General features: G+C 55.8%; 18 protein-coding genes and 1 tRNA gene. 11 read left to right on the top strand and 8 right to left on the bottom strand.

Annotation, left to right across the window (positions count from 1 at the left end; all coding sequences use genetic code 11):
* Positions 1–325: 325 nt before the first annotated feature.
* Positions 326–1,042, bottom strand: coding sequence for a helix-turn-helix transcriptional regulator (locus NQ230_RS17840; protein ID WP_121425545.1), 717 nt, complete (start codon positions 1,040–1,042; stop codon positions 326–328).
* Between the two features lie 24 nt (positions 1,043–1,066).
* Entirely contained in the window at positions 1,067–1,765 is a 699-nt protein-coding gene (locus tag NQ230_RS17835) for an EAL domain-containing protein (protein ID WP_257258487.1), read from the bottom strand.
* Positions 1,766–2,043: 278 nt separating this feature from the next.
* Here NQ230_RS17835 and NQ230_RS17830 point away from each other — a divergent pair.
* A tRNA-Arg gene (locus NQ230_RS17830) sits at positions 2,044–2,120 on the top strand.
* Positions 2,121–2,127: 7 nt separating this feature from the next.
* Here NQ230_RS17830 and NQ230_RS17825 read toward each other — a convergent pair.
* Positions 2,128–3,036, bottom strand: a complete 909-nt coding sequence (locus tag NQ230_RS17825) for a LysR family transcriptional regulator (RefSeq protein WP_257258485.1) — start codon at positions 3,034–3,036, stop codon at positions 2,128–2,130.
* A 100-nt stretch (positions 3,037–3,136) separates the two neighbouring features.
* On the opposite strand from NQ230_RS17825, the gene NQ230_RS17820 reads away from it, so the two are divergent.
* The 6 genes from NQ230_RS17820 to pheP all read left to right on the top strand — a co-directional run bounded on the left by NQ230_RS17820 (position 3,137) and on the right by pheP (position 11,935).
* Entirely contained in the window at positions 3,137–4,135 is a 999-nt protein-coding gene (locus tag NQ230_RS17820) for an aldo/keto reductase (RefSeq protein ID WP_257258483.1), read from the top strand.
* Positions 4,136–4,439: 304 nt separating this feature from the next.
* Entirely contained in the window at positions 4,440–5,456 is a 1,017-nt protein-coding gene (locus NQ230_RS17815) for an iron ABC transporter substrate-binding protein (protein ID WP_257258482.1), read from the top strand.
* A gap of 24 nt (positions 5,457–5,480) precedes the next feature.
* Positions 5,481–7,055 carry an ABC transporter permease gene (locus NQ230_RS17810; RefSeq protein WP_213328782.1) on the top strand — a complete coding sequence of 525 codons (1,575 nt, stop codon included), beginning with the start codon at positions 5,481–5,483 and terminating at the stop codon, positions 7,053–7,055.
* Between the two features lies 1 nt (position 7,056).
* Complete coding sequence (locus NQ230_RS17805) at positions 7,057–8,079, top strand: ABC transporter ATP-binding protein (protein WP_159513594.1); 1,023 nt, start codon at positions 7,057–7,059, stop codon at positions 8,077–8,079.
* A gap of 180 nt (positions 8,080–8,259) precedes the next feature.
* On the top strand, positions 8,260–10,443 hold the full coding sequence (locus NQ230_RS17800) for a TonB-dependent receptor (protein WP_257258480.1): 2,184 nt from the start codon (positions 8,260–8,262) through the stop codon (positions 10,441–10,443).
* Between the two features lie 103 nt (positions 10,444–10,546).
* The gene (gene pheP / locus NQ230_RS17795; protein ID WP_257258479.1) at positions 10,547–11,935 is read left to right on the top strand and encodes a phenylalanine transporter; all 1,389 of its coding nucleotides are present in this window, start codon (positions 10,547–10,549) and stop codon (positions 11,933–11,935) included.
* Positions 11,936–12,039: 104 nt separating this feature from the next.
* Here the strand turns inward: pheP and NQ230_RS17790 are convergent, their stop codons facing one another.
* Positions 12,040–13,284: a mechanosensitive ion channel family protein gene (locus NQ230_RS17790; RefSeq protein WP_257258477.1), complete on the bottom strand. Its 1,245-nt coding sequence runs from the start codon at positions 13,282–13,284 to the stop codon at positions 12,040–12,042.
* Between the two features lie 65 nt (positions 13,285–13,349).
* Positions 13,350–14,786, bottom strand: a complete 1,437-nt coding sequence (locus NQ230_RS17785; protein WP_257258475.1) for an MFS transporter — start codon at positions 14,784–14,786, stop codon at positions 13,350–13,352.
* A 107-nt stretch (positions 14,787–14,893) separates the two neighbouring features.
* Here NQ230_RS17785 and NQ230_RS17780 point away from each other — a divergent pair, with 107 nt between their 5' ends.
* The 3 genes from NQ230_RS17780 (at position 14,894) to NQ230_RS17770 (ending at position 16,500) form a co-directional block, all read left to right on the top strand.
* Positions 14,894–15,763: a helix-turn-helix transcriptional regulator gene (locus NQ230_RS17780; protein WP_148400345.1), complete on the top strand. Its 870-nt coding sequence runs from the start codon at positions 14,894–14,896 to the stop codon at positions 15,761–15,763.
* Between the two features lie 139 nt (positions 15,764–15,902).
* Positions 15,903–16,232 (top strand): type II toxin-antitoxin system RelE/ParE family toxin, encoded by a 330-nt coding sequence (locus NQ230_RS17775; RefSeq protein WP_121425536.1) that lies wholly within the window; start codon positions 15,903–15,905, stop codon positions 16,230–16,232.
* Complete coding sequence (locus NQ230_RS17770; protein WP_121425535.1) at positions 16,213–16,500, top strand: helix-turn-helix domain-containing protein; 288 nt, start codon at positions 16,213–16,215, stop codon at positions 16,498–16,500. Before NQ230_RS17775 ends, NQ230_RS17770 begins: the two co-directional genes overlap by 20 nt.
* Positions 16,501–16,536: 36 nt before the next feature.
* On the opposite strand, the gene nfsB is transcribed toward NQ230_RS17770, so the two are convergent.
* From nfsB to NQ230_RS17755, 3 genes are all read right to left on the bottom strand, one after another.
* Entirely contained in the window at positions 16,537–17,190 is a 654-nt protein-coding gene (gene nfsB, locus NQ230_RS17765) for an oxygen-insensitive NAD(P)H nitroreductase (RefSeq protein ID WP_219323476.1), read from the bottom strand.
* A gap of 120 nt (positions 17,191–17,310) precedes the next feature.
* Positions 17,311–17,679 (bottom strand): MmcQ/YjbR family DNA-binding protein, encoded by a 369-nt coding sequence (locus NQ230_RS17760; RefSeq protein WP_121425533.1) that lies wholly within the window; start codon positions 17,677–17,679, stop codon positions 17,311–17,313.
* On the bottom strand, positions 17,669–18,259 hold the full coding sequence (locus NQ230_RS17755) for a TetR/AcrR family transcriptional regulator (RefSeq protein WP_213821183.1): 591 nt from the start codon (positions 18,257–18,259) through the stop codon (positions 17,669–17,671). The genes NQ230_RS17760 and NQ230_RS17755 overlap by 11 nt, the downstream gene beginning before the upstream one ends.
* 190 nt (positions 18,260–18,449) lie before the next feature.
* Between NQ230_RS17755 and NQ230_RS17750 the strand changes: the two genes are divergently transcribed.
* The gene (locus NQ230_RS17750; protein WP_257258470.1) at positions 18,450–19,553 is read left to right on the top strand and encodes an MBL fold metallo-hydrolase; all 1,104 of its coding nucleotides are present in this window, start codon (positions 18,450–18,452) and stop codon (positions 19,551–19,553) included.
* Positions 19,554–19,581 lie beyond the last annotated feature (28 nt).

The raw sequence follows: 19,581 nt of genomic DNA, 5'->3' as shown, positions 1-19,581 counted from the left end.
TTCATCTGAAAGTGCTAACGCTGATCCGGATAACGGCGTCTGTCGTACAGGAGAACATGCTACCCGCTTCGCTTTTTACTCCTGGCAGTTGTCGCTAAGCTGCTTGTTTTTACATCATTATCATCTTGTTAACGCCTTCTGCATTCGCTTAACGGATGGAGGAAAGTGCTGCCGTTCATTCAATTTATGGCATTTCACAAGGTTTACGCCCATAAATTAGGAATAGTTATAAATTCGATTTTATTGTTAAAAATTAACATTTATGCAACGCGATTGGTAAGTAAATTCCTAAACCGCTTTAGGAAATAAGGGGTTAGGACGTGAGTTAAAACGTGCAGTCTGAGAGGTTATTAAGAAGATGCAGCAATTCCTGGCGATGGCTTAGCCCCAGCTTCAGCAGGATGCAGCTGAGACGATAGATAATGCGGCTATAGGGGCGATTCTGCATCAGGGCAATCTGACGCAGCGTCTTGCCCCGTGAGAGTTCCTGCAGGATGGGCCATTCATTGCGAGAGAACCAGTCTTTCTCGGTACCCGGCGGAGGGAGGGGATCCAGCAGGCTGTGCTGGAGCGCGGCGGCGTTCAGCTGACGTTCGAGCACATGAAAGGGACCTGCCGCTTTGCAGAAGAGGCGGGTGTCGTAATTATCGGCCCGGACTAACAGCCAGGGCGTCAGGAACGGAGGAAACAGGCTATGCCGTCTCAGCTGATCCAGTCTCTCCAGCAGCCCCGTGGACCGGCTTTCTATATCCACGACCAGACGGGCTGAGGGCCACTGGGTCTGAGCGATAAGGGCATCGTCCAGCGTGGCGTAGTCGCAGCAGCTGCTCAGGGGAAACTGCCCGTTGAGAAAACCGGTACGCAGGTAGTGATCCTCCGTCACCAGAAGGATAAACGGGGCGTCTGTTTTGCGGGGCTGGCTGATGGACTGGCTCAAAAATTCGAGCCGGTCGAAAAAGGGGGGAGCAAAAGGTGAGCGCGTAAATCCCAGTGCATCACTTCCTGTACGCCGCCGCCGGTAACGGCGCACTGTCATTCGCATGGTCTCCCTCCTGGAAATGGCTTTTTAATCCTCCGGCCATGTCCAGGACGGCCAGTAATACCCCTGGCCGAGATCTGCGCCTGCCTGCAGTGCCCAGGTACGATCGCGTTCAGTCTCAATACCTTCGATAAGCACTTTCCCGGCCAGCTGAAAGCAAAGGGAAACCAGTTGCCTCAGCGCAGGGGTGTCGCGTAAACGCCAGAATGCTTCCTTATCTATTTTGATGCCGCTTAACGGGAGTCGGCAGGATAAAAACGACTGCACTAAGACATCATCCACGTCATCCAGCCAGATAGCGTGTCCCTGTCTGCGAAGCTGCTGCAGATTCTGAACCACATGCTGCTTTTGCGCGACGGGCAGCGCTAAAAAGGACGCGAGGTCGACAATCTCAATATTGAGCGGCACGTCAGGCAACCGGATAAGTCGATGAAAAGACGCAGGCTCTGTCAGGACGGTTATCGGCAGATTAATAAAAAGGTTATGACCGTGTGGTGTATTTTTTAACGCGGCGAGCTGTGCTTCCAGCAGCGTTATCGACCAGTCAGCGGACCGCTCGCAAAAAAAGTCCTCGCTGTGCCGCCTGTCGGACAGAACGCTAAGTACCTCCACGCCAACCTGGCGCAAGGAGGAAAGGGCGACGATGGGCTCAAGCTTAATGCCGACGATGTCCTGAGAAATGTACTGTAACCGGGGGGGCGTATCGATCGGGTTTTGCGCTGTCACTCCATTGTCCTGTTGTCTGTCAGCCTCCAGGCGGCCGGGATACCTGGCTCTAGTGTGACGAGCTGACGTTCAGGAAAACAGCAGGCGTTACTTAAATGCAACTAAGCCTTTTCGCAGCGCTAAATTTTACGGTGAAACAGGGGGGAATGTTGAGAAAATAGCCGTATTTACAACCGGCTAGCGGTAATTGCCGTGGAAAACGGAAAAGGCATTGACTCACCTGCCATTGACCGTATAATTCTTCGCGTTTCACCACCGCGAAGTTCACGCTTCTCAGTGCGCCCTTAGCTCAGTTGGATAGAGCAACGGCCTTCTAAGCCGTAGGTCGTAGGTTCGAATCCTACAGGGCGTGCCATTTCATCTCAACGCACGTCTCTATTCATCGACATCACCCACGCTATGAAGGTTCTCAGCGATGCTGGCAGATGTTTTCGGCTCGGGTAATAAACGCAAAAATTATCAGCGGGATAGGTATAATCTGGTAGCAAACGGACAAGTTTGTTTTCGCTTATTTTATCCTCAACCAGATTCTCATAAACAAACGCAATTCCTAACCCATATTCAGCAGCCTGGATCATTGCCGCGTCTGAATCTACAACCAGATCGCCATGAACAGATACTTCCATTGTTTCCCCTTGTGGATCCATAAACTCCCAGCGATACAGCTGTCCATCAGGAAAACAGCGATTTATGCACCTGAATTTTACCAGATCTTTTGGTGAGTCAGGCTTGCCTGATTTCTCCAGAAAATCAGGGCTGGCAACGGGAATAAGAGACATCTTGCCTCCAAATGGAATGGCAACCATATCTTTAGGGACATCTTGTGTATAACGTATTCCGGCATCGAAACCTGAATCTATGATGCTTATTTTTCTGTCAGTGGTGAATAACGCCAGGTTAATATCCGGGTAATCATTTTTGAATTTAACGAAGTGGCTTTGAAAAAAAAGATCAACCACGATCCGGGGTAAGTTGATTCTGATGACGCCTTCTGGTTTTTCTTTGTAATCATTAAGATTATCAATGACGCGCCTGTAGTCATTCAGGACAGGCATCACATCGTCAAGAAACGCTTTACCGACGGCAGTCAAAGACAAGCTTCGCGTGGAGCGATTTAAAAGTCTAACCCCAAGCTTTTCTTCAAGATTATTTATGGTGACCGTTAACGTTGGCGCTGAAACATTTAATTCTTTTGCGGCTTTACGAAAACTTCCATGTTTTACAATAAGAAGTAATATTTCTATATGTTGCAACTCTGGTGCGTTTTTCATTGTTAATTCTCATAAAATACTGCATTAAAAATATACTAATTGTTATCCGTTAGGAATGGAAGTATATATTTCCTGCGATTTATAAAAAGAGGAATATAAGATGAAAACACGTTATCTGGGAAAAGATAAATTCCAGGTGTCAGCATTGGGATTGGGCTGTATGGGGATGAGTTTTGCCTATGGTGGCGCCGAAGAATCGGAGGCGATCAAAACCATTCATGCTGCGGTGGATTTGGGCGTCACCTTCCTTGATTCCGCGGAAGTCTATGGTCCCTATGATAATGAAGTCCTGGTCGGAAAAGCGATTAAAGGCATGCGCGATAAGGTACAGATTGCGACTAAATTTGGTTTTCGCATCCTTCCCTCCGGGCAGGGGCTGGAGCGTATGGCAGGCGTTGACAGCCGCCCTGAACATATTCGTGAAGCGGTAGAAGGTTCTCTTAAACGTCTCAATATCGAGACTATCGATCTGCTTTATCAGCATCGCGTCGACCCGTCTGTACCTGTTGAAGACGTTGTGGGAACAATGGCTGATTTAATCAAGGAAGGAAAAATTCGCCACATCGGGCTTTCAGAGGTGTCAGCCGATACGTTACGCCGGGCCTGCAAAATTTATCCGATTACCGCCGTTCAAACTGAATATTCGCTCTGGACTCGCGAGCCGGAGGAAAGCATTCTTAACGCTTGCCGCGAGCTAGGCGTTGGGTTTGTGCCCTATAGCCCGTTGGGACGCGGGTTTTTAACCGGGAAAATCACAGACGGTTCCGGCTTCGGCGAGGATGATTTTCGGCGAAACCTGCCTCGCTTCCAGCAAGCAGCGATGCAGAAAAACCAACAACTGCTCGGACAGCTGCAGGATGTCGCGGATAAATACCGCTGTTCCCTCGCGCAGCTGGCTCTCGCGTGGGTGATGAGCAAAGGAGAGGACATTGTTCCCATTCCGGGGGCTCGAAAAATAGCGCATTTACAGGACAATGCGGGGGCGGTCAGCCTGAATCTTTCCGATTCTGATATTAAGTTCGTTGAGCATATCTTTACGCCTGAAAATATCCAGGGGGAAAGATATAACCAAGGTGATTTTAATTTAATCGATAAATAACATACTGCATTACATTCTCCCGCTTCTCTGGCGGGAGAGTTGTTAACCTGTGCATTAAATGTCGCAATAATAAATAGAAGGCTAAGGAATTTTTCTTCCGGCTAGTCTTAAGGTTTTCTTAATTTTGAATTGAACTGTCTTTCCCATCTGGATTTTTATCATTCCAAACCCCGCAATAATGAAATTTTACACTTTTACGCGTAAACTGGATTGATACTAATTATCATTAGCGTTGTTGTATGCTTTAATCCTGTCCCACAAAGCTATGAGTCGTTAATCCCGTTGGTCTATAAAGGATATGTTCATGAATTCTCGCCTGCTGTCCTGCTTCTCGCTTGCCTTGTTGTCTTCATCCCTTTTCCTTTCCACACAAGCGGTTGCCGCCGATAACAACGAAGGTATCGTTGTTTATAACGCCCAGCACGAAAACCTGGTGAAGTCGTGGGTTGACGGTTTTACTAAAGAAACCGGCATTAAAGTCACTCTGCGTAATGGTGATGACAGCGAGCTGGGTAACCAGCTGGTTCAGGAAGGCAGTGCGTCACCGGCCGACGTATTCCTGACGGAAAACTCACCGTCAATGGTGCTGGTGGATAATGCCAACCTGTTTGCGTCGCTGGATGCAGATACCCTGAAGCAGGTACCGGCGGAATATCGTCCGGCGCACGGCCGCTGGATCGGCATTGCCGCCCGCAGCACGGTGTTTGTGTATAACCCGGAGAAGCTGAACGAACAGCAGCTGCCTAAATCGCTGATGGATCTGGCAAAACCCGAGTGGAAAGGGCGCTGGGCGGCATCCCCGTCAGGCGCAGATTTCCAGGCCATCGTGAGCGCGATGCTGGCGCTGAAAGGCGAGAAGGCCACCCTGGAATGGCTCAAGGCGATGAAAGCCAATTTCGTTGCCTATAAAGGCAATAGCACCGTGATGAAAGCGGTCAATGCCGGTCAGATTGATGGCGGCGTGATTTATCACTACTACCGCTTTGTCGATCAGTCCAAAACCGGTGAAAACAGCAAAAACACCCAGCTCTACTACTTCAAACATCAGGATCCGGGCGCGTTTGTAAGCCTCTCTGGCGGCGGCGTGCTGGCATCCAGCAAGCACAAAGCGCAGGCGCAGGCCTTCATCAAATACATTACCGGTAAAGAAGGTCAGGAAAGCCTGCGTACCAACAACGCCTTTGAGTATGCGGTGGGCGTGAACGCGGCCTCAAACCCGAAACTGGTTCCGCTGAAAGATCTTGATGCGCCGAAAGTTGAACCTTCAACGCTCAACAGTAAAAAAGTTATCGAGCTGATGACGCAAGCCGGTCTGCTGTGATCCTGAGAATGAAGTGAACGTCTTATGTCTGGTCTGAGTCTCGACATCGGAAAAAACAGAGTGCAGGAGCCTGCCCGCAGGCGTCCTGCACTGCCGATGGTTGCGTTAGCTGTATTGTTTTCATTAATGGCGCTTCTGCCTTTGGGTTTTATCATTGCCATTGGCATTGAGACCGGCTGGGAAACCATTAAGGCGCTGGTGTTTCGCCCGCGCGTGGCTGAGCTGCTCAGCAACACGCTGTGGCTGACGGCTTTAGCGGTTCCGCTGTGTATCGTGACGGGCGTGGCAATCGCCTGGCTCACAGAGCGCACGCAGCTTGCCGGGCGGGGGATCTGGTCTGCGCTGGCGGTCGCCCCGCTGGCAATCCCCGCGTTTGTGCAAAGCTATGCCTGGGTGAGCGTTGTCCCGTCCATGCACGGGCTCTCCGCGGGCGTGTTCCTCTCCGTTCTTGCCTACTATCCGTTTATCTATATGCCGGTTGCGGCGGTGCTGCGTCGTCTTGATCCGACGCTTGAAGATGTCGCCGCTTCGCTGGGCACGCCGCCGTGGCGGGTCTTTTTCCGCGTGGTGCTACCCCAGCTCAAGCTGGCTATCTGCGGCGGCGCGCTGCTGGTGGCGCTGCACCTGCTGGCGGAATATGGCCTGTACGTGATGATCCGCTTTGATACCTTCACCACGGCAATTTATGACCAGTTCCAGTCTACCTTCAGCGGCCCGGCGGCGAACATGCTGGCGGGCGTGCTGGCCTTGTGCTGTCTGGCTATCCTGATGCTGGAAGGCGTAACGCGCGGCAAAGCACGCTACGCGCGCATTGGCGCCGGGGCCGCACGTGAACAGAAACGCTGGCCGCTGAAGCCTGCGGCTGCCGCGCTGGGCCAGCTGTTTTTCATCGTGCTGATCGTGCTGGCGCTGGGCGTGCCGCTAATTGTCCTGTGCCGCTGGATTTGGCTCGGCGGCGTGCAAAACTGGATGAGCGCCGATCTCTGGCACTCTCTGCGCCAGACGCTGATGCTCGGCGTGGGCGGTGCGCTCCTGACGACGGCGTGCGTGATCCCCATCGCGTGGCTCGGTATCCGCTATCCGCACCGTATCTTCCGGATGCTGGAAGGGTGCATCTATATCACCAGTTCACTGCCGGGAATCGTCACTGCCCTGGCGCTGGTCACCGTCACCATTCATTACGCCCGCCCCATTTACCAGACGGAAATCACCCTGTTCCTGGCCTACCTGCTGATGTTTATGCCCCGTGCGCTCATCAACCTGCGGGCGGGGATTGCGCAGGCGCCGGTCGAGCTGGAAAACGTGGCGCGCAGCCTGGGCAGCACGCCCGCGAAGGCGCTATGGAGCGTCACGATGCGGCTGGCCGCACCGGGTGCGGCGGCGGGTGCCGCGCTGGTTTTCCTCGGCGTCAGCAACGAGTTGACCGCCACGCTGCTGCTCTCTCCGCTGGGCACGCGCACGCTTTCCACCGGATTCTGGGCGCTGACCAGCGAGATTGACTATGTGGCCGCCGCGCCTTACGCGATGCTGATGATCCTGATTTCACTCCCGCTGACCGCCATTCTCTATATGCAGTCGAAAAAAATTGCAGGGCTATGACATGCTTGAATTAACCGCCATTTCTAAATCGTTTTCTGATGTGCAGGTGCTCGACAGCTTAAACCTGAGCGTTGCGCCGGGCAGCAGGACGGCGATTGTCGGGCCGTCCGGGTCGGGGAAAACCACGCTGCTGCGTATTCTTGCCGGGTTCGAAACGCCTGACACCGGGCGCATTGTCATGCAGGGGAGAGCGCTGTTTGATGAAAACAGTTTTGTTCCCGCCCACCTGCGCCGAATCGGTTTCGTGCCTCAGGAGGGCGCGCTGTTCCCGCACCTCAACGTGGCAGACAACATCGCCTGGGGGCTGGACGGCACCCGCCACGAGAAGCGCCAGCGCGTTGAGGCGCTGATGGAGATGGTTTCTCTGGACAGGCAGCTCGCAACGCACTGGCCCCACGAGATTTCCGGCGGACAGCAGCAGCGCGTGGCGCTTGCCCGCGCGCTGGCCCAGCGTCCTTCCCTGATGCTGCTGGATGAACCGTTCTCGGCGCTGGATACCGGCCTGCGCGCCATGACGCGTAAGGCAACGGCCGATCTGCTGGCCGAAGCGGGCGTAGCCTCGATTCTGGTCACCCACGATCAGAACGAAGCGTTGTCCTTTGCCACGCAGGTTGCCGTGATGCGCGCCGGACGCTTCACCCAGGTCGGCACGCCTTATGACGTCTACACCCGTCCCGTTGACGAAGAGACGGCGCTGTTTCTGGGTGATGCCGTGATCCTGCCTGCTCGGCTCGCTGCCGGGTATGCGGTGTGCGCGCTGGGCGAAGTGCCGACGGACAACGCGCAGGCGACAGGAGAGGGCAGGGTAATGATGCGCCCTGAACAATTACGCGTGACGGCATGTGCAGCGCATGAAAGCCCGATCTCGATTCTTGATGTGGACTTCACCGGCCAGCTGTCGACCCTCACCCTTGGGTTAGCTGGGTATGCGCAGCCCGTTATCCTCAAGACCGTCAGTCAGCCTGGCTGGAACCCGGGCACGGCGGTGCGTATTGATGTTGCAGGTATCGCGCGCGTTTTGTGATAGTCACCGCCCCGCAGCGGGGCGGTTGTTCCCCCTTTTTTTCCCGTCACGCCCCCTTATGTACGCGGTTACACTTGCTAACACATAGATAATGCGTATAGTTCTCATTTGCATTGCACCCAATACATTCTAAGGCCCGACAACGGGTCATTTTTGCGCGCACTTTAAAATGAGTTAACTATGAACAACACCATCATGCACAAAACGCTGCTGGCGCTCGCCGTTGGCGCGGTGACACATTCCGCCTTCGCGGCGGACGATCAAAAAGAGGACACCCTCGTTGTCCAGGCTGCACCAGCCAGCGATTTCAAACCCGGCGGCGACCAGCTGGTACCGGCCTTTCTTGACGGACAGGTGGCGAACGGCGGGCGCATGGGGATGCTGGGCCAGCAAAACGCCATGGACGTGCCGTTCAACATCATCAGCTACACCTCGAAGCTGGTGGAAGATCAGCAGGCGAAAACTATTGCCGATGTCGTCGCGAACGACGCGGGCGTGCAGTTCGTTCAGGGGTACGGCAACAGCGCAGAGACCTACCGCATCCGTGGCCTTAAGTTTGACGGCGACGACATGACCTTCGGTGGCCTGTCCGGCGTGCTGCCGCGCCAGGTGGTGGATACCCAGATGGTTGACCGCATAGAGATCTTCAAAGGGGCCAACTCGCTGATGAACGGCGCGGCAAGCTCCGGCGTGGGCGGGATGATCAACCTTGAGCCAAAACACGCGGGCGAGCTCCCGCAGGCGAAGGTCGGCGTGGACTACACCTCGGATTCCCAGTTTGGCACCACGCTCGACGCGGGCCGTCGCTACGGCGACAGCGACCAGTTTGGCGCGCGGGTTAACCTGGTCCATCGCGAAGGGGAAACCGGTATTGCGAACGATCGCCGCCGCACCACGCTGCTCTCTACCGGTCTCGATTACACGGGCGACCGCTTCCGCACCTCGCTGGATCTCGGCTATCAGAAGAAAACCTTCCACGGCAGCCCGACCAGCGTCAATATTTCCGCGGTGGATTTCGTGCCCGAGCCGCCGAAAAACGATCGCAACTTCTCGCAGAAGTGGGCCTACAGCAACATCGAAAACGAATTTGGGATGTGGCGCAGCGAGTACGACATCGCCGACGGCTGGACCGCCTATACCGGTCTGGGCGCGCAGCACGCGCATGAGGAAGGCATCTACAGCGCGCCGAAGCTGGTGGATAAAAGCGGCAAGGCAACGGTCAGCCGTCTGGATACCAACCGCATCAGCGATTCCGTCAGCGGCATGGCGGGCGTTCGCGGTAACTTCACTACGGGCTTCGTATCGCACAAGGTCAACGTTGGCTATTCGGCGATGACCAAAAACGAAAAAATCGCGTGGAAAATGTCGGCGGCGAAGGATAACCCGACCACCAACATCTATCACAATACCGGCGTCGATATGCCGGACAGCACCAACTTCAACGGCTCTGGCGGGAAGTACAGCGATCCGCTGACCAGCGGGCGCACCCGTACGCAGGGCTGGCTGCTGAGCGATACGCTGGGCGTGCTGGACGATAAGCTGCTGTTTACCGCCGGCGCGCGCCATCAGAAGGTGGTCATTCGCGGGTATAACAAAGTCACTGGTGCGGAAAACGCGGCGGACGGCTTCGACGGCAGCCGCTGGATGCCCACCTACGGCGTGGTCTACAAGCCGTGGGAGGCGATCTCCCTCTATGCTAACCACACCGAAGCGCTGCAGCCTGGCAAAACCGCGCCTAACACCGCCACCAACTACGGCCAGAGCACCGGAATCGTTCACTCTAAGCAGAACGAAGTGGGCGTGAAGGCGGACTTTGGCCGCGTGGGCGGATCGCTTGCGCTGTTCGAAATCAAAATGCCGTCGGCGATCCTCGACGACAGCGGTCACTACGGCCTTGACGCTGAACAGCGTAACCGTGGCGTGGAGCTGAACGTCTTCGGTGAGCCAATGCTGGGGATGCGTCTGAACGCCAGCGCCACCTGGCTGCAGGCCGAGCTGACCAAAACCAAAAATGGCGTGAATCAGGGTAACGATGCGATCGGTATTCCGAACTTTTACGCCGTGCTGGGCGCAGAGTACGACATCAAGCCGATTGATGGCCTGACCGCCACCGCCCGCGTGAACCACTCCGGCGCGCAGTACGCTGATCTGGCAAACACCAAAAAGCTGGACAGCTACACCACGCTGGATCTGGGGATGCGCTATCGCTTCGCGGTGAATCACAATGAAAACCAGATGACGGTTCGTGCAGGCATCGATAACGTGACCAACGAGAACTACTGGGCCAGCGTGGACGATTCCGGTACCTATATTACGCAGGGCGAACCGCGGACCTTTAAGGTCTCGGTGGGCTACGCGTTTTAAGCGTTCCATCTCGTTATCCGGGGCAGGGATGCCCCAATCCCTTGCTACCTCCAGCATGAAGTGTTAAAACGTGCCCCTTCTAAAAAAGAGACAGGGGTAGGACGTGAAAGACGCGTCATCCGCTTCAGGCCATGGTTGCGCTGAAGCCTCGTCGGATCAGAATCCGACGCTGCAACGTGGTTTGCAAAATCGACATATTCAACTCATTGCCCTTGGCGGCGCGATCGGTACCGGGCTGTTTCTCGGCATCGGCCCCGCTATTCAGATGGCTGGCCCGGCGGTTCTGCTGGGTTACGGTATCGCCGGGATTATTGCCTTCCTGATCATGCGCCAGCTTGGCGAGATGGTCGTTGAAGAGCCGGTTTCAGGCTCCTTCGCGCACTTTGCTTATAAATACTGGGGCCCGTTTGCAGGCTTCCTGTCCGGCTGGAACTACTGGGTCATGTTCGTGCTGGTGGGGATGGCGGAGCTGACTGCCGCAGGCATTTACATGCAGTACTGGCTGCCGGATGTCCCGACGTGGATCTGGGCGGCGGCCTTCTTCATCATTATTAACGCCGTTAACCTCGTCAACGTGCGCCTGTATGGCGAAACCGAGTTCTGGTTTGCGCTGATCAAGGTGCTGGCGATTATCGGGATGATCGGCTTTGGCCTGTGGCTGCTGTTCTCCGGCCACGGCGGCGAGCGGGCGACTATCGACAACCTGTGGCAGCACGGCGGCTTCCTGGCGACCGGCTGGAAAGGGCTGATTCTCTCCCTGGCGGTGATCATGTTCTCCTTCGGTGGACTAGAGCTGATTGGCATTACCGCCGCGGAAGCGCGCGACCCGCATAAAAGCATTCCAAAAGCGGTCAACCAGGTGGTGTACCGGATTCTGCTGTTCTACATCGGCTCGCTGGTGGTGCTGCTGGCGCTCTATCCGTGGGTGGAAGTGAAGTCCGACAGCAGCCCGTTCGTGATGATTTTCCATGACATGAACAGCAACCTGGTGGCCTCGGCGCTGAACTTCGTTATTCTGGTGGCGTCTCTGTCGGTCTATAACAGCGGCGTTTACTCCAACAGCCGCATGCTGTTCGGCCTCTCCGTGCAGGGCAACGCGCCGAAGTTCCTCACCCGCGTCAGCCGTCGCGGCGTACCGGTGAATTCCTTGTTCCTTTCAGGCGCTATCACCTCGCTGGTGGTGTTGATTAACTATCTGCTGCCGAAAGAGGCCTTTGGCCTGCTGATGGCGCTGGTTGTCGCCACGCTGCTGCTGAACTGGATCATGATTTGCCTCGCGCACCTGCGCTTTCGCGCCGCGATGCGCCGCAAGGGACGCGAGACGCAGTTTAAGGCGCTGCTTTATCCGGCGGGGAACTACATCTGTATCGCCTTCCTGGGGCTGATTCTGGTGCTGATGTGCACTATGGATGAGATGCGCCTTTCGGCGATGCTGCTGCCGGTGTGGGTGGTGTTCCTGTTTATTGCTTTTAAGCTCTCGCGCAAAAAGTAGCGCGGTTTTCTCCCTCTCCCTGTGGGAGAGGGCCGGGGTGAGGGCACCAGACCGCACCTGCCTTCACGCCCGGTGGCGCTTCGCTTACCGGGCCTACAAACGGATTAATTGGCGATAACGCCCGCCAGGGATCGAATATCGTTCCCGGTTGGCGACTGGTGAATACGCAGCCCAAATTCATCCACCACCGCGTAAATATGGTCAAAAATATCCGCCTGAATCTCCTCATATTCTGCCCAGACCACCGTGTTGGTGAAGGCATAGATTTCAATCGGCAAACCATTCGCATCAGGCGCGAGCTGGCGCACCATCAGCGTCATATCTTTGCGAATACGGGGATGGTTGCGCAGATATTCATTCAGGTAGGCGCGGAAGGTGCCAATATTGGTCATCTTACGCAGGTTTAATACCGACTCCCCTTCGCCGTTCTTCTGATTCCACAGGTTAATTTCCTCGTGGCGCGCGGCCAGATAGGGCTTCAGCAGTTTCGCCTGAATGAGTTTCTGCTGCTCCTGCTCGTCGAGAAAATGAATACTGGTGGTATCAATATTCAGGCTGCGCTTAATGCGTCGCCCGCCGGAGGCCGACATGCCGCTCCAGTTAATAAAGGCGTCAGAGACCAGGGCCCACGTCGGAATGGTTGTAATCGTATTATCGAAGTTGCGTACTTTAACGGTGGTCAGACCGATGTCCGTCACCGTGCCGTTGGCACCGTATTTCGGCATCTCCAGCCAGTCGCCGAGCTTGAGCATATCGTTGGCGGAAAGCTGAATCCCCGCCACAAGTCCGAGTATCGGGTCTTTAAACACCAGCATCAGCACGGCGGCCATGGCGCCCAGACCGCTTATCAGAATCGCCGGGGACTGACCGATCAGCAGGGAGATAATCAGAATCCCCACAAGGATGGCGCTTACCAGCTTGATGCCCTGGAAAATCCCTTTCAGCGGCAGCTGTGATGCGGTGGCCATTTTCTGCGACAGATTAAAAATCACGTCCAGCAGTGAGAAGAAGGAGAGCAGGGCATACACCATCACCCACAGCTTTGCGCATGTCGTGAGAATTTCCGCCGCTTCGCTGCCTTTTTGCAGCCACAGTACCGCCTGAACGTTGACGATTATCCCCTGAAGGGTGAAGGCCAGACGGTGAAATAATTTATTCTGGGTAATGATCTGCAGCCACAAATGGCTACTGGCCTGCGCGCGTTTTTCGAACGCGCGAAGCACCACTTTGTGCAGAATAAAATGAACGATGATGGCGGTAAGAAAAATAATACCAAAGATAATCACTAAAGAGGTGGTGTGATTAATTTCAATGCCTAACTCTTCAACCTGAGCAATTAATTCCTGCATAACGTCTCCTGTATTGATGCAGCCCCATAATGGCGGCTGCGGATCTATTATGCAAATTCACGGGCTTATTTGGTGGCCTGGCAGACCTTCACCACCGGCAGGCACAGGCGATGGCGGATGCGCAGTGTCGCCAGAGCAAGCACCACCATCATCGCCGTTTCCACCATCAGGAAGACGTTCGCCGCCTGGGTGTAATCTCCGTGGTGGTTCTGCAGCGCGTGGAGCAAAATCGCGCCAAAAATGGCCGGGCCAAGCCCCAGCGCAGCCTGCTGCAGCGTGCTGAGAATGGCGCTCGCGGCCCCGGCGTCGTCAGGCTGGATATCGCGCATCCCGATGCGGTAGAAGCTGTTCACGATGAGCGCCTGCCCGTAGCCGACCAGCCCGGTCGCGGGCGCCAGCGTCAGCGCGGTATTCTCCATTCCCCAGACGCGGAACGTGGCGATCAGCGCCAGCAGGCCGACAATCTGGATCGCCAGACCGGTCAGCAGAATGGTACTGGTGCTGTAGCGAGCAATCAGCCGCGGCGCGAACCACGCGGAGATAAAATAAGTCACCCCAAGGGCGATGAAACTATTCCCCGACTGCCACGGCGCCATCCCCAGACCGGTTTGCATGGTCAGCGCCATACAGAACATAAAACCGGACCAGACGCTGAAAAAGAGCATCGCAATCAGTATGCCAAAGCGAATGCTGCGAAGCTGCAGCAGGCGCGGCGGGATCAGCGGGTGGGCATTCTCACGCTCCTTTTTGCGCGCATTCAGCGCCATCAGCCAGGCCAGTGGAATAATGGCGAGCAGCATCACCTTCAGCGGCCACGACCAGTGCCACTGGGGGCCGAGCGCCATCGGGAACAGCAGGCAGCAAAGCACGATCGCCAGCAGCACGGTGCCCGGCCAGTCTATGCGTGACGGCGTATCGCGGCGGGTTTCGGGTACGAAATGGCGACTCAGCGCCAGCACCACCAGACAGATCGGCACGTTGATAAAGAAGGCGTTGCGCCAGCCCAGCCCGGCAATATCCGCCGATACCAGCCAGCCGCCGCCCATTTGCCCGACGATAAACGCAATCCCACCGATGCCGCCAAACAGGCTGATGGCTTTTGCGTGGGCGGTACCTTTCAGCGTGACGTGCAGCGTGGCAAGAATTTGCGGCATGATCAGTGCCGCACCTGCTCCCTGAACGATGCGCGCGGCCAGCAGCTGTTCAATGTTCCCCGCCATGCCGCACAGCAGCGAGGCCAGGCCAAAGCTCGCGACGCCCCACATAAACAGGCGTCGACGGCCAAAGTTATCCCCCAGCTTGCTGCCGAGCGCCAGGCAGACGGCGAAGGCCACGCCGTAGAGGGCGACAATCAGCTCCAGCTCGGTGGCGGTGGCGTGCAGCGAGTGGGTGATGGCGTCCAGCGCCACGTTGGTGATTGAGGTATCAATCATCGGCAGCATCTGGCCGGTTAACAACAATATCAGGCCAGCGCGGCCCGGTGAAACAACTGACGTATTCATGGGATCTCCATTGCGTCATTCATCAGATGGTCGTAGCATCAACCATCTGATAAACGGGTACCAGTTCTTGCTTATACTGGTACTGGCACTACCATGCAGGGGGAGTTATGGCCTTGATGTCTGAACCCGTCGTCTCACTTCAGGATGACACGCGAAAACAGCTGGGGGCATTTTTACGCGCGCGGCGCGAAAGCCTCGATCCGCAGCGTCTTGGCCTGCCGCGCAGCGGTCGCCGCCGCACGCCGGGCCTGCGCCGGGAAGAGGTGGCGATGCTCGCCGACGTGGGCGTGACATGGTACACCTGGCTGGAGCAGGGCAGGGACGTCAACCCGTCGAGCGCGGTGATGGCCGCCGTGGCAAAAGCCTTGCAGTGCACGCCGACCGAGGCCCGACATCTTTTCGTGCTCGCCGGGTTGCCGCCGGGTGAAGCCCCGCAGGCCGTCTGCTGCGAGGGCATCAGCGAAGGCACGCGCCGCCTGCTCGATACCCTGCTGCCAAAACCGGCCAGCATCCAGAAGCCCAACTTCGACATCGTGGCGTGGAACGACAGCTTCGGTCATCTGATGGGGGTGGATTTCAATGAAATCCCGCCGGAAGACCGCAACTGTATTTACCTGTTCCTCACCCATCCGGCGTGGCGCGCGCGTCTCGGCAGGCGCGACGACGTGCTGCCTATATTTGTCTCCTATTTCCGCGCGGCGATGGCCGAGCACCGGGGCGACCCGCTGTGGGAGGCTAAACTGGCGCGCTTCTTTGCGGTGTCCGAAGAGTTTAAAACCCTGTGGCACCAGCGCAACGACGTGCGAGGCGTGGAGAACCAGCTCAAGCTGTTTACCCATCCCGAGCTGGGGGATTTTACGCTGCAGCAGATGTACTGGTACTCCGCGCCGCGAAACGGCTCGCGGCTGCTGGTGTATCTGCCGGTAGATGAGGCTGGGGAGCGGGCGATGGCGTGGCTGGCGGAGCAGGGGAAATAAGTTTTTTGCGAGACGCTTTCAGGGAATCAAAGCGGATCCGGTTCAGCCTGTTAAAAACGGGTAAGGTGGGACACGAAAAGCTAAATTAGCCTTTAATGAAAATTGCCTTATATGCTAATATCATCAGGGATGAAATACCGTGTTCAGACTTATCGTTCATCAGGCGGTCAGGGAAGAGATTCTCTCACTGCCTGCTGGGGTCCAGGCAAAGCTGATTCGCCAGCTTGATAAATTACGTAGTAACCCGACAGCACTACGAGAACCCAACAGCAAACCCTTACCCTATGGTTTGTTTGAAATAAGAACCGTCGGGCTGATTCACACTCGTGGGATCTACGTATATCAGCGGGAAAAGACAATTTTTCTGCTGCGGGTGTTTATCAAGAAAACGCAAAAAACGCCCTCTGCTGAACTCCGTGTGGCATTGAAACGACAACAGGAGATGTTGGATGAGCAAAAAGATTATTGACTGGGATGAACTCAGAGCGGAGCTGTTAAGCAATTCAGAGGTACAGGCTTCTTTTGATGCAGAAGAGCGCAAGGAGCGCCTGCGGGAGATGCTAGCGCAATGGCGCGACCATGCTGGTCTGACGCGCGCACAGGTGGCGGAGCGAATGGGCGTCAGCGCACCTACCGTATCAAGAATGGAAGCGAATATAACCCGGGCGAGCCTTGATACCTTAACGCGTTATGCACTGGTGTGCGGGGTTAAACACCCGCAGATTACGCTTTATTGAAAACAGGCACGCCGGAACCCAGCGTGCCAACAGCCATTAGCACTCAGTCACAATCGTGCTCAGCGGCAGGCGTGACTTCGGTAGCGTGGCGTTGAAATCTTCCACGCTGTGGTGCCCAACCGGTACCACCACCAGGCTGGTGAAGCCTTTCTCTTTCAGACCAAACTCTTCGTCGAGAATAGCGGCATCGAAACCTTCAATCGGTACCGCGTCCAGACCCAGTGCGCCAACGCCCAGCAGGAAGTTGCCGACGTTCAGGTAAACCTGCTTCGCCATCCACTGGTCGTCATCTTTCAGATCCACACGGTGCATGTCGGCGAAGTAGGTACGGCCCTTGTGGTTTGCTGCTTTGGCTTCCGGCGTATTGAAACGGCCATCGGCTTCTTCCTGATCCACAACGCGCTCCAGCCAGGCATCGTCCATCGCGGTTTTCGCGCAGAACACCACCACGTGAGAAGCATCCAGCATTTTGCGTTCGTTGAACACGTAGGTGCCCGCGGCAGATTTCGCCACGCGCGCTTTACCTTCTTCGGTGCTGGCTACAATGAAGTGCCACGGCTGGGAGTTGGTGCTGGACGGGCTGTACTGCAGCAGGGTTTTGATTTTTTCCGCTTCTTCCGCGGTCAGTTTTTTGCTTGCGTCGAACGCCTTGGTAGAGTGGCGTTTCAGGGCGACAGAAATGATATCCATAACAACTCCTGGTGATGAAATTCGCCCGCTCGCGGGCGCGAAAGGAAAGCAGATTACCGCGCGAAGCGGCAAAAGATAAGTGCAATTCGAGCGCTTACTCTGTTCGTCTCAGACGAACAATCAGACCGGCCGGATCCACTTCTGGTCTTTTTTCGGCAGCTTATCCACCACCAGATTCCAGGAATCATTGATGAGGTCGGTCACCAGTTCCGGCGTTACGTCGTCGGTGCCGTAAAGGGAAATCCAGTGCTTTTTGTTCAGGTGATAGCCCGGCTCTATCCCGCGATAGATCTGCTGATTGAGCAGTGATTTCTCCGGGTCTGACTTCAGGCTGACGTGCGGCCGTCCGTGTGCGACCGCGACGATCATGAAAATCTTTCCGCCCACTTTAAACACGTCAAACTCCGGCCCAAACGGCCAGCAGTGCTCGGTGAAGGGCAACTCGAGGGCCACGCGCATTGCGTGCTCCTGCAGGGATTTACTGTCCATCGCTATCCTCCTGAGCCAGCCCGCGCCACATGGCCTCAAAACCCAGCGCTTTAAAATCGACGGCGCGTGAAGGGTCGCGGGTGGCAAACTCCATGGTGGTTTCCGCCAGCGATAAGAAAAGCGCATCGCCAAACGTTTTAAATTCATCTGACATAAACACCGGGCGCACCGAGCGGCGGCATAGCTCATGGAGTTCCGGGAACATCTCCTTTACCGCCAGTTCCGTTTCGGTGCTCAGCTTTTCACTGACGCCAATCTGGCGGATAGCCGCATGAGAAACGGGGTTACGAATACCCCAGTCCACGTAGCTGTTCCAGATATTGCGGGTATGCTCTTTGGGAAGCGTGATGGTGCGATCGAGGTTTGCCAGCATGGCCTGGCAGAGATCCTGCTTCAGGTGCAGGTAGAGGGCATTCAGCAGATCGTCTTTAGTGGGAAAGTAGCGAAACAGGGTACCTTCGGCGACGCCCGCGTTACGGGCGATTAACGCCGTTGAGGCGGCGATACCTGACTGTGCAAATGCCGCCGTTGCGGCTTCCAGTAAGGCCTGTTTTTTATCTTCACTCTTCGGACGTGCCACTAAATTTTTCCCCCTGTCAATTGTAAAAAACCTGATTGAAACACGTGCTTTGACACGCTGCAACGCGGAATGTCAAAGATCGAAAACGTCTTGACGACTTTATCATCATATCTATAATGAGTGCTTACTCACTCATAATCAAGTTTACCCCGCGCAAACTATCGGATGGGGCGCGTTTTCGGGTCTGGATATGAAAAAACCTCTCTTCATCTGCGTGGTGTTAATCATGATTATTGCTTCAGCTGCGAGTTTACCGTTTGTTCTGAATGCCGGATTCGGCCAGCCACCGCAGGGTGAGCAGCTCACCGAAGTGGAGGCCTCCCCCCAGTATCGCGAGGGAAAATTCCACAATACGCTGCCGACGCCGGGTTATAACGGCGACAAAAATATGCTGGTCGCGACGTGGGATTTTCTGACCAAAAAAACCGAAAACGCGCGCCCGGCCCAGCCGCTGCCGCTGGTGAAAACCGATCTTGCAAGCCTGCCGCTGGAGCGGGACACCCTGGTGTGGCTGGGCCACTCCTCGTGGTACCTGCAGCTCGCGGGTAAACGCATCCTGATTGATCCGGTGCTCGGCAACTATGCCGCGCCGTTCTCGTTCCTCAATAAGGCCTTTGCCGGCGAGTATCCGTGGCGCGCTGAAAGCATGCCGGAAATCGACCTGCTGATTATCTCGCACGATCACTACGATCATCTGGATTACGCCACCATCAGGGCGCTACTGCCGAAGGTGAAGCGCGTGGTGACGCCGCTGGGCGTGGGATCCCACCTGCGCTACTGGGGAATGAAGCCTGAGATTATTGACGAGCGCGACTGGAACCAGTCGGTGCGCATCAGCGATGAATTAACGGTGCATGTTCTGCCGGCGCGTCACTTCTCCGGGCGCGGCATCAAACGCGATCGGACCCTGTGGGGCAGCTTTATGTTCGTCACGCCAGAGCAGAAGGTTTATTACAGCGGGGATTCCGGCTACGGCCCGCACTTTAAGGCCATCGGCGAGCAGTTTGGCGAGGTGGATTTAGCCATTATGGAAAACGGCCAGTACGACCAGGACTGGAAGTACATCCACATGCTGCCGGAGGAAACGGCGCAGGCCTCGGCGGATCTCAACGCCAAAGCCGTGGTGCCGGGGCACAACGGGCGTTTCGTGCTGGCGAAACATGCGTGGAACGACCCGCTGATCCAGCTGGCAAAAGCCAGCAAGGACAAAAATTATCGGCTGCTGACGCCGGAACTGGGTGAGCCCGTGTGGGTGAGTGATACCACTCAGGCATTTCGCGAGTGGTGGGAATAATGTTTAAGCGAGAAGCAGAGGGGGAGAG

The sequence above is a fragment of the Enterobacter asburiae genome (genome assembly GCF_024599655.1).
Taxonomy (GTDB): domain Bacteria; phylum Pseudomonadota; class Gammaproteobacteria; order Enterobacterales; family Enterobacteriaceae; genus Enterobacter; species Enterobacter asburiae_D.
The sequence above is the reverse complement of the archived record's forward strand: the minus strand, read 5'-3'. Positions and strand labels throughout refer to the sequence as shown.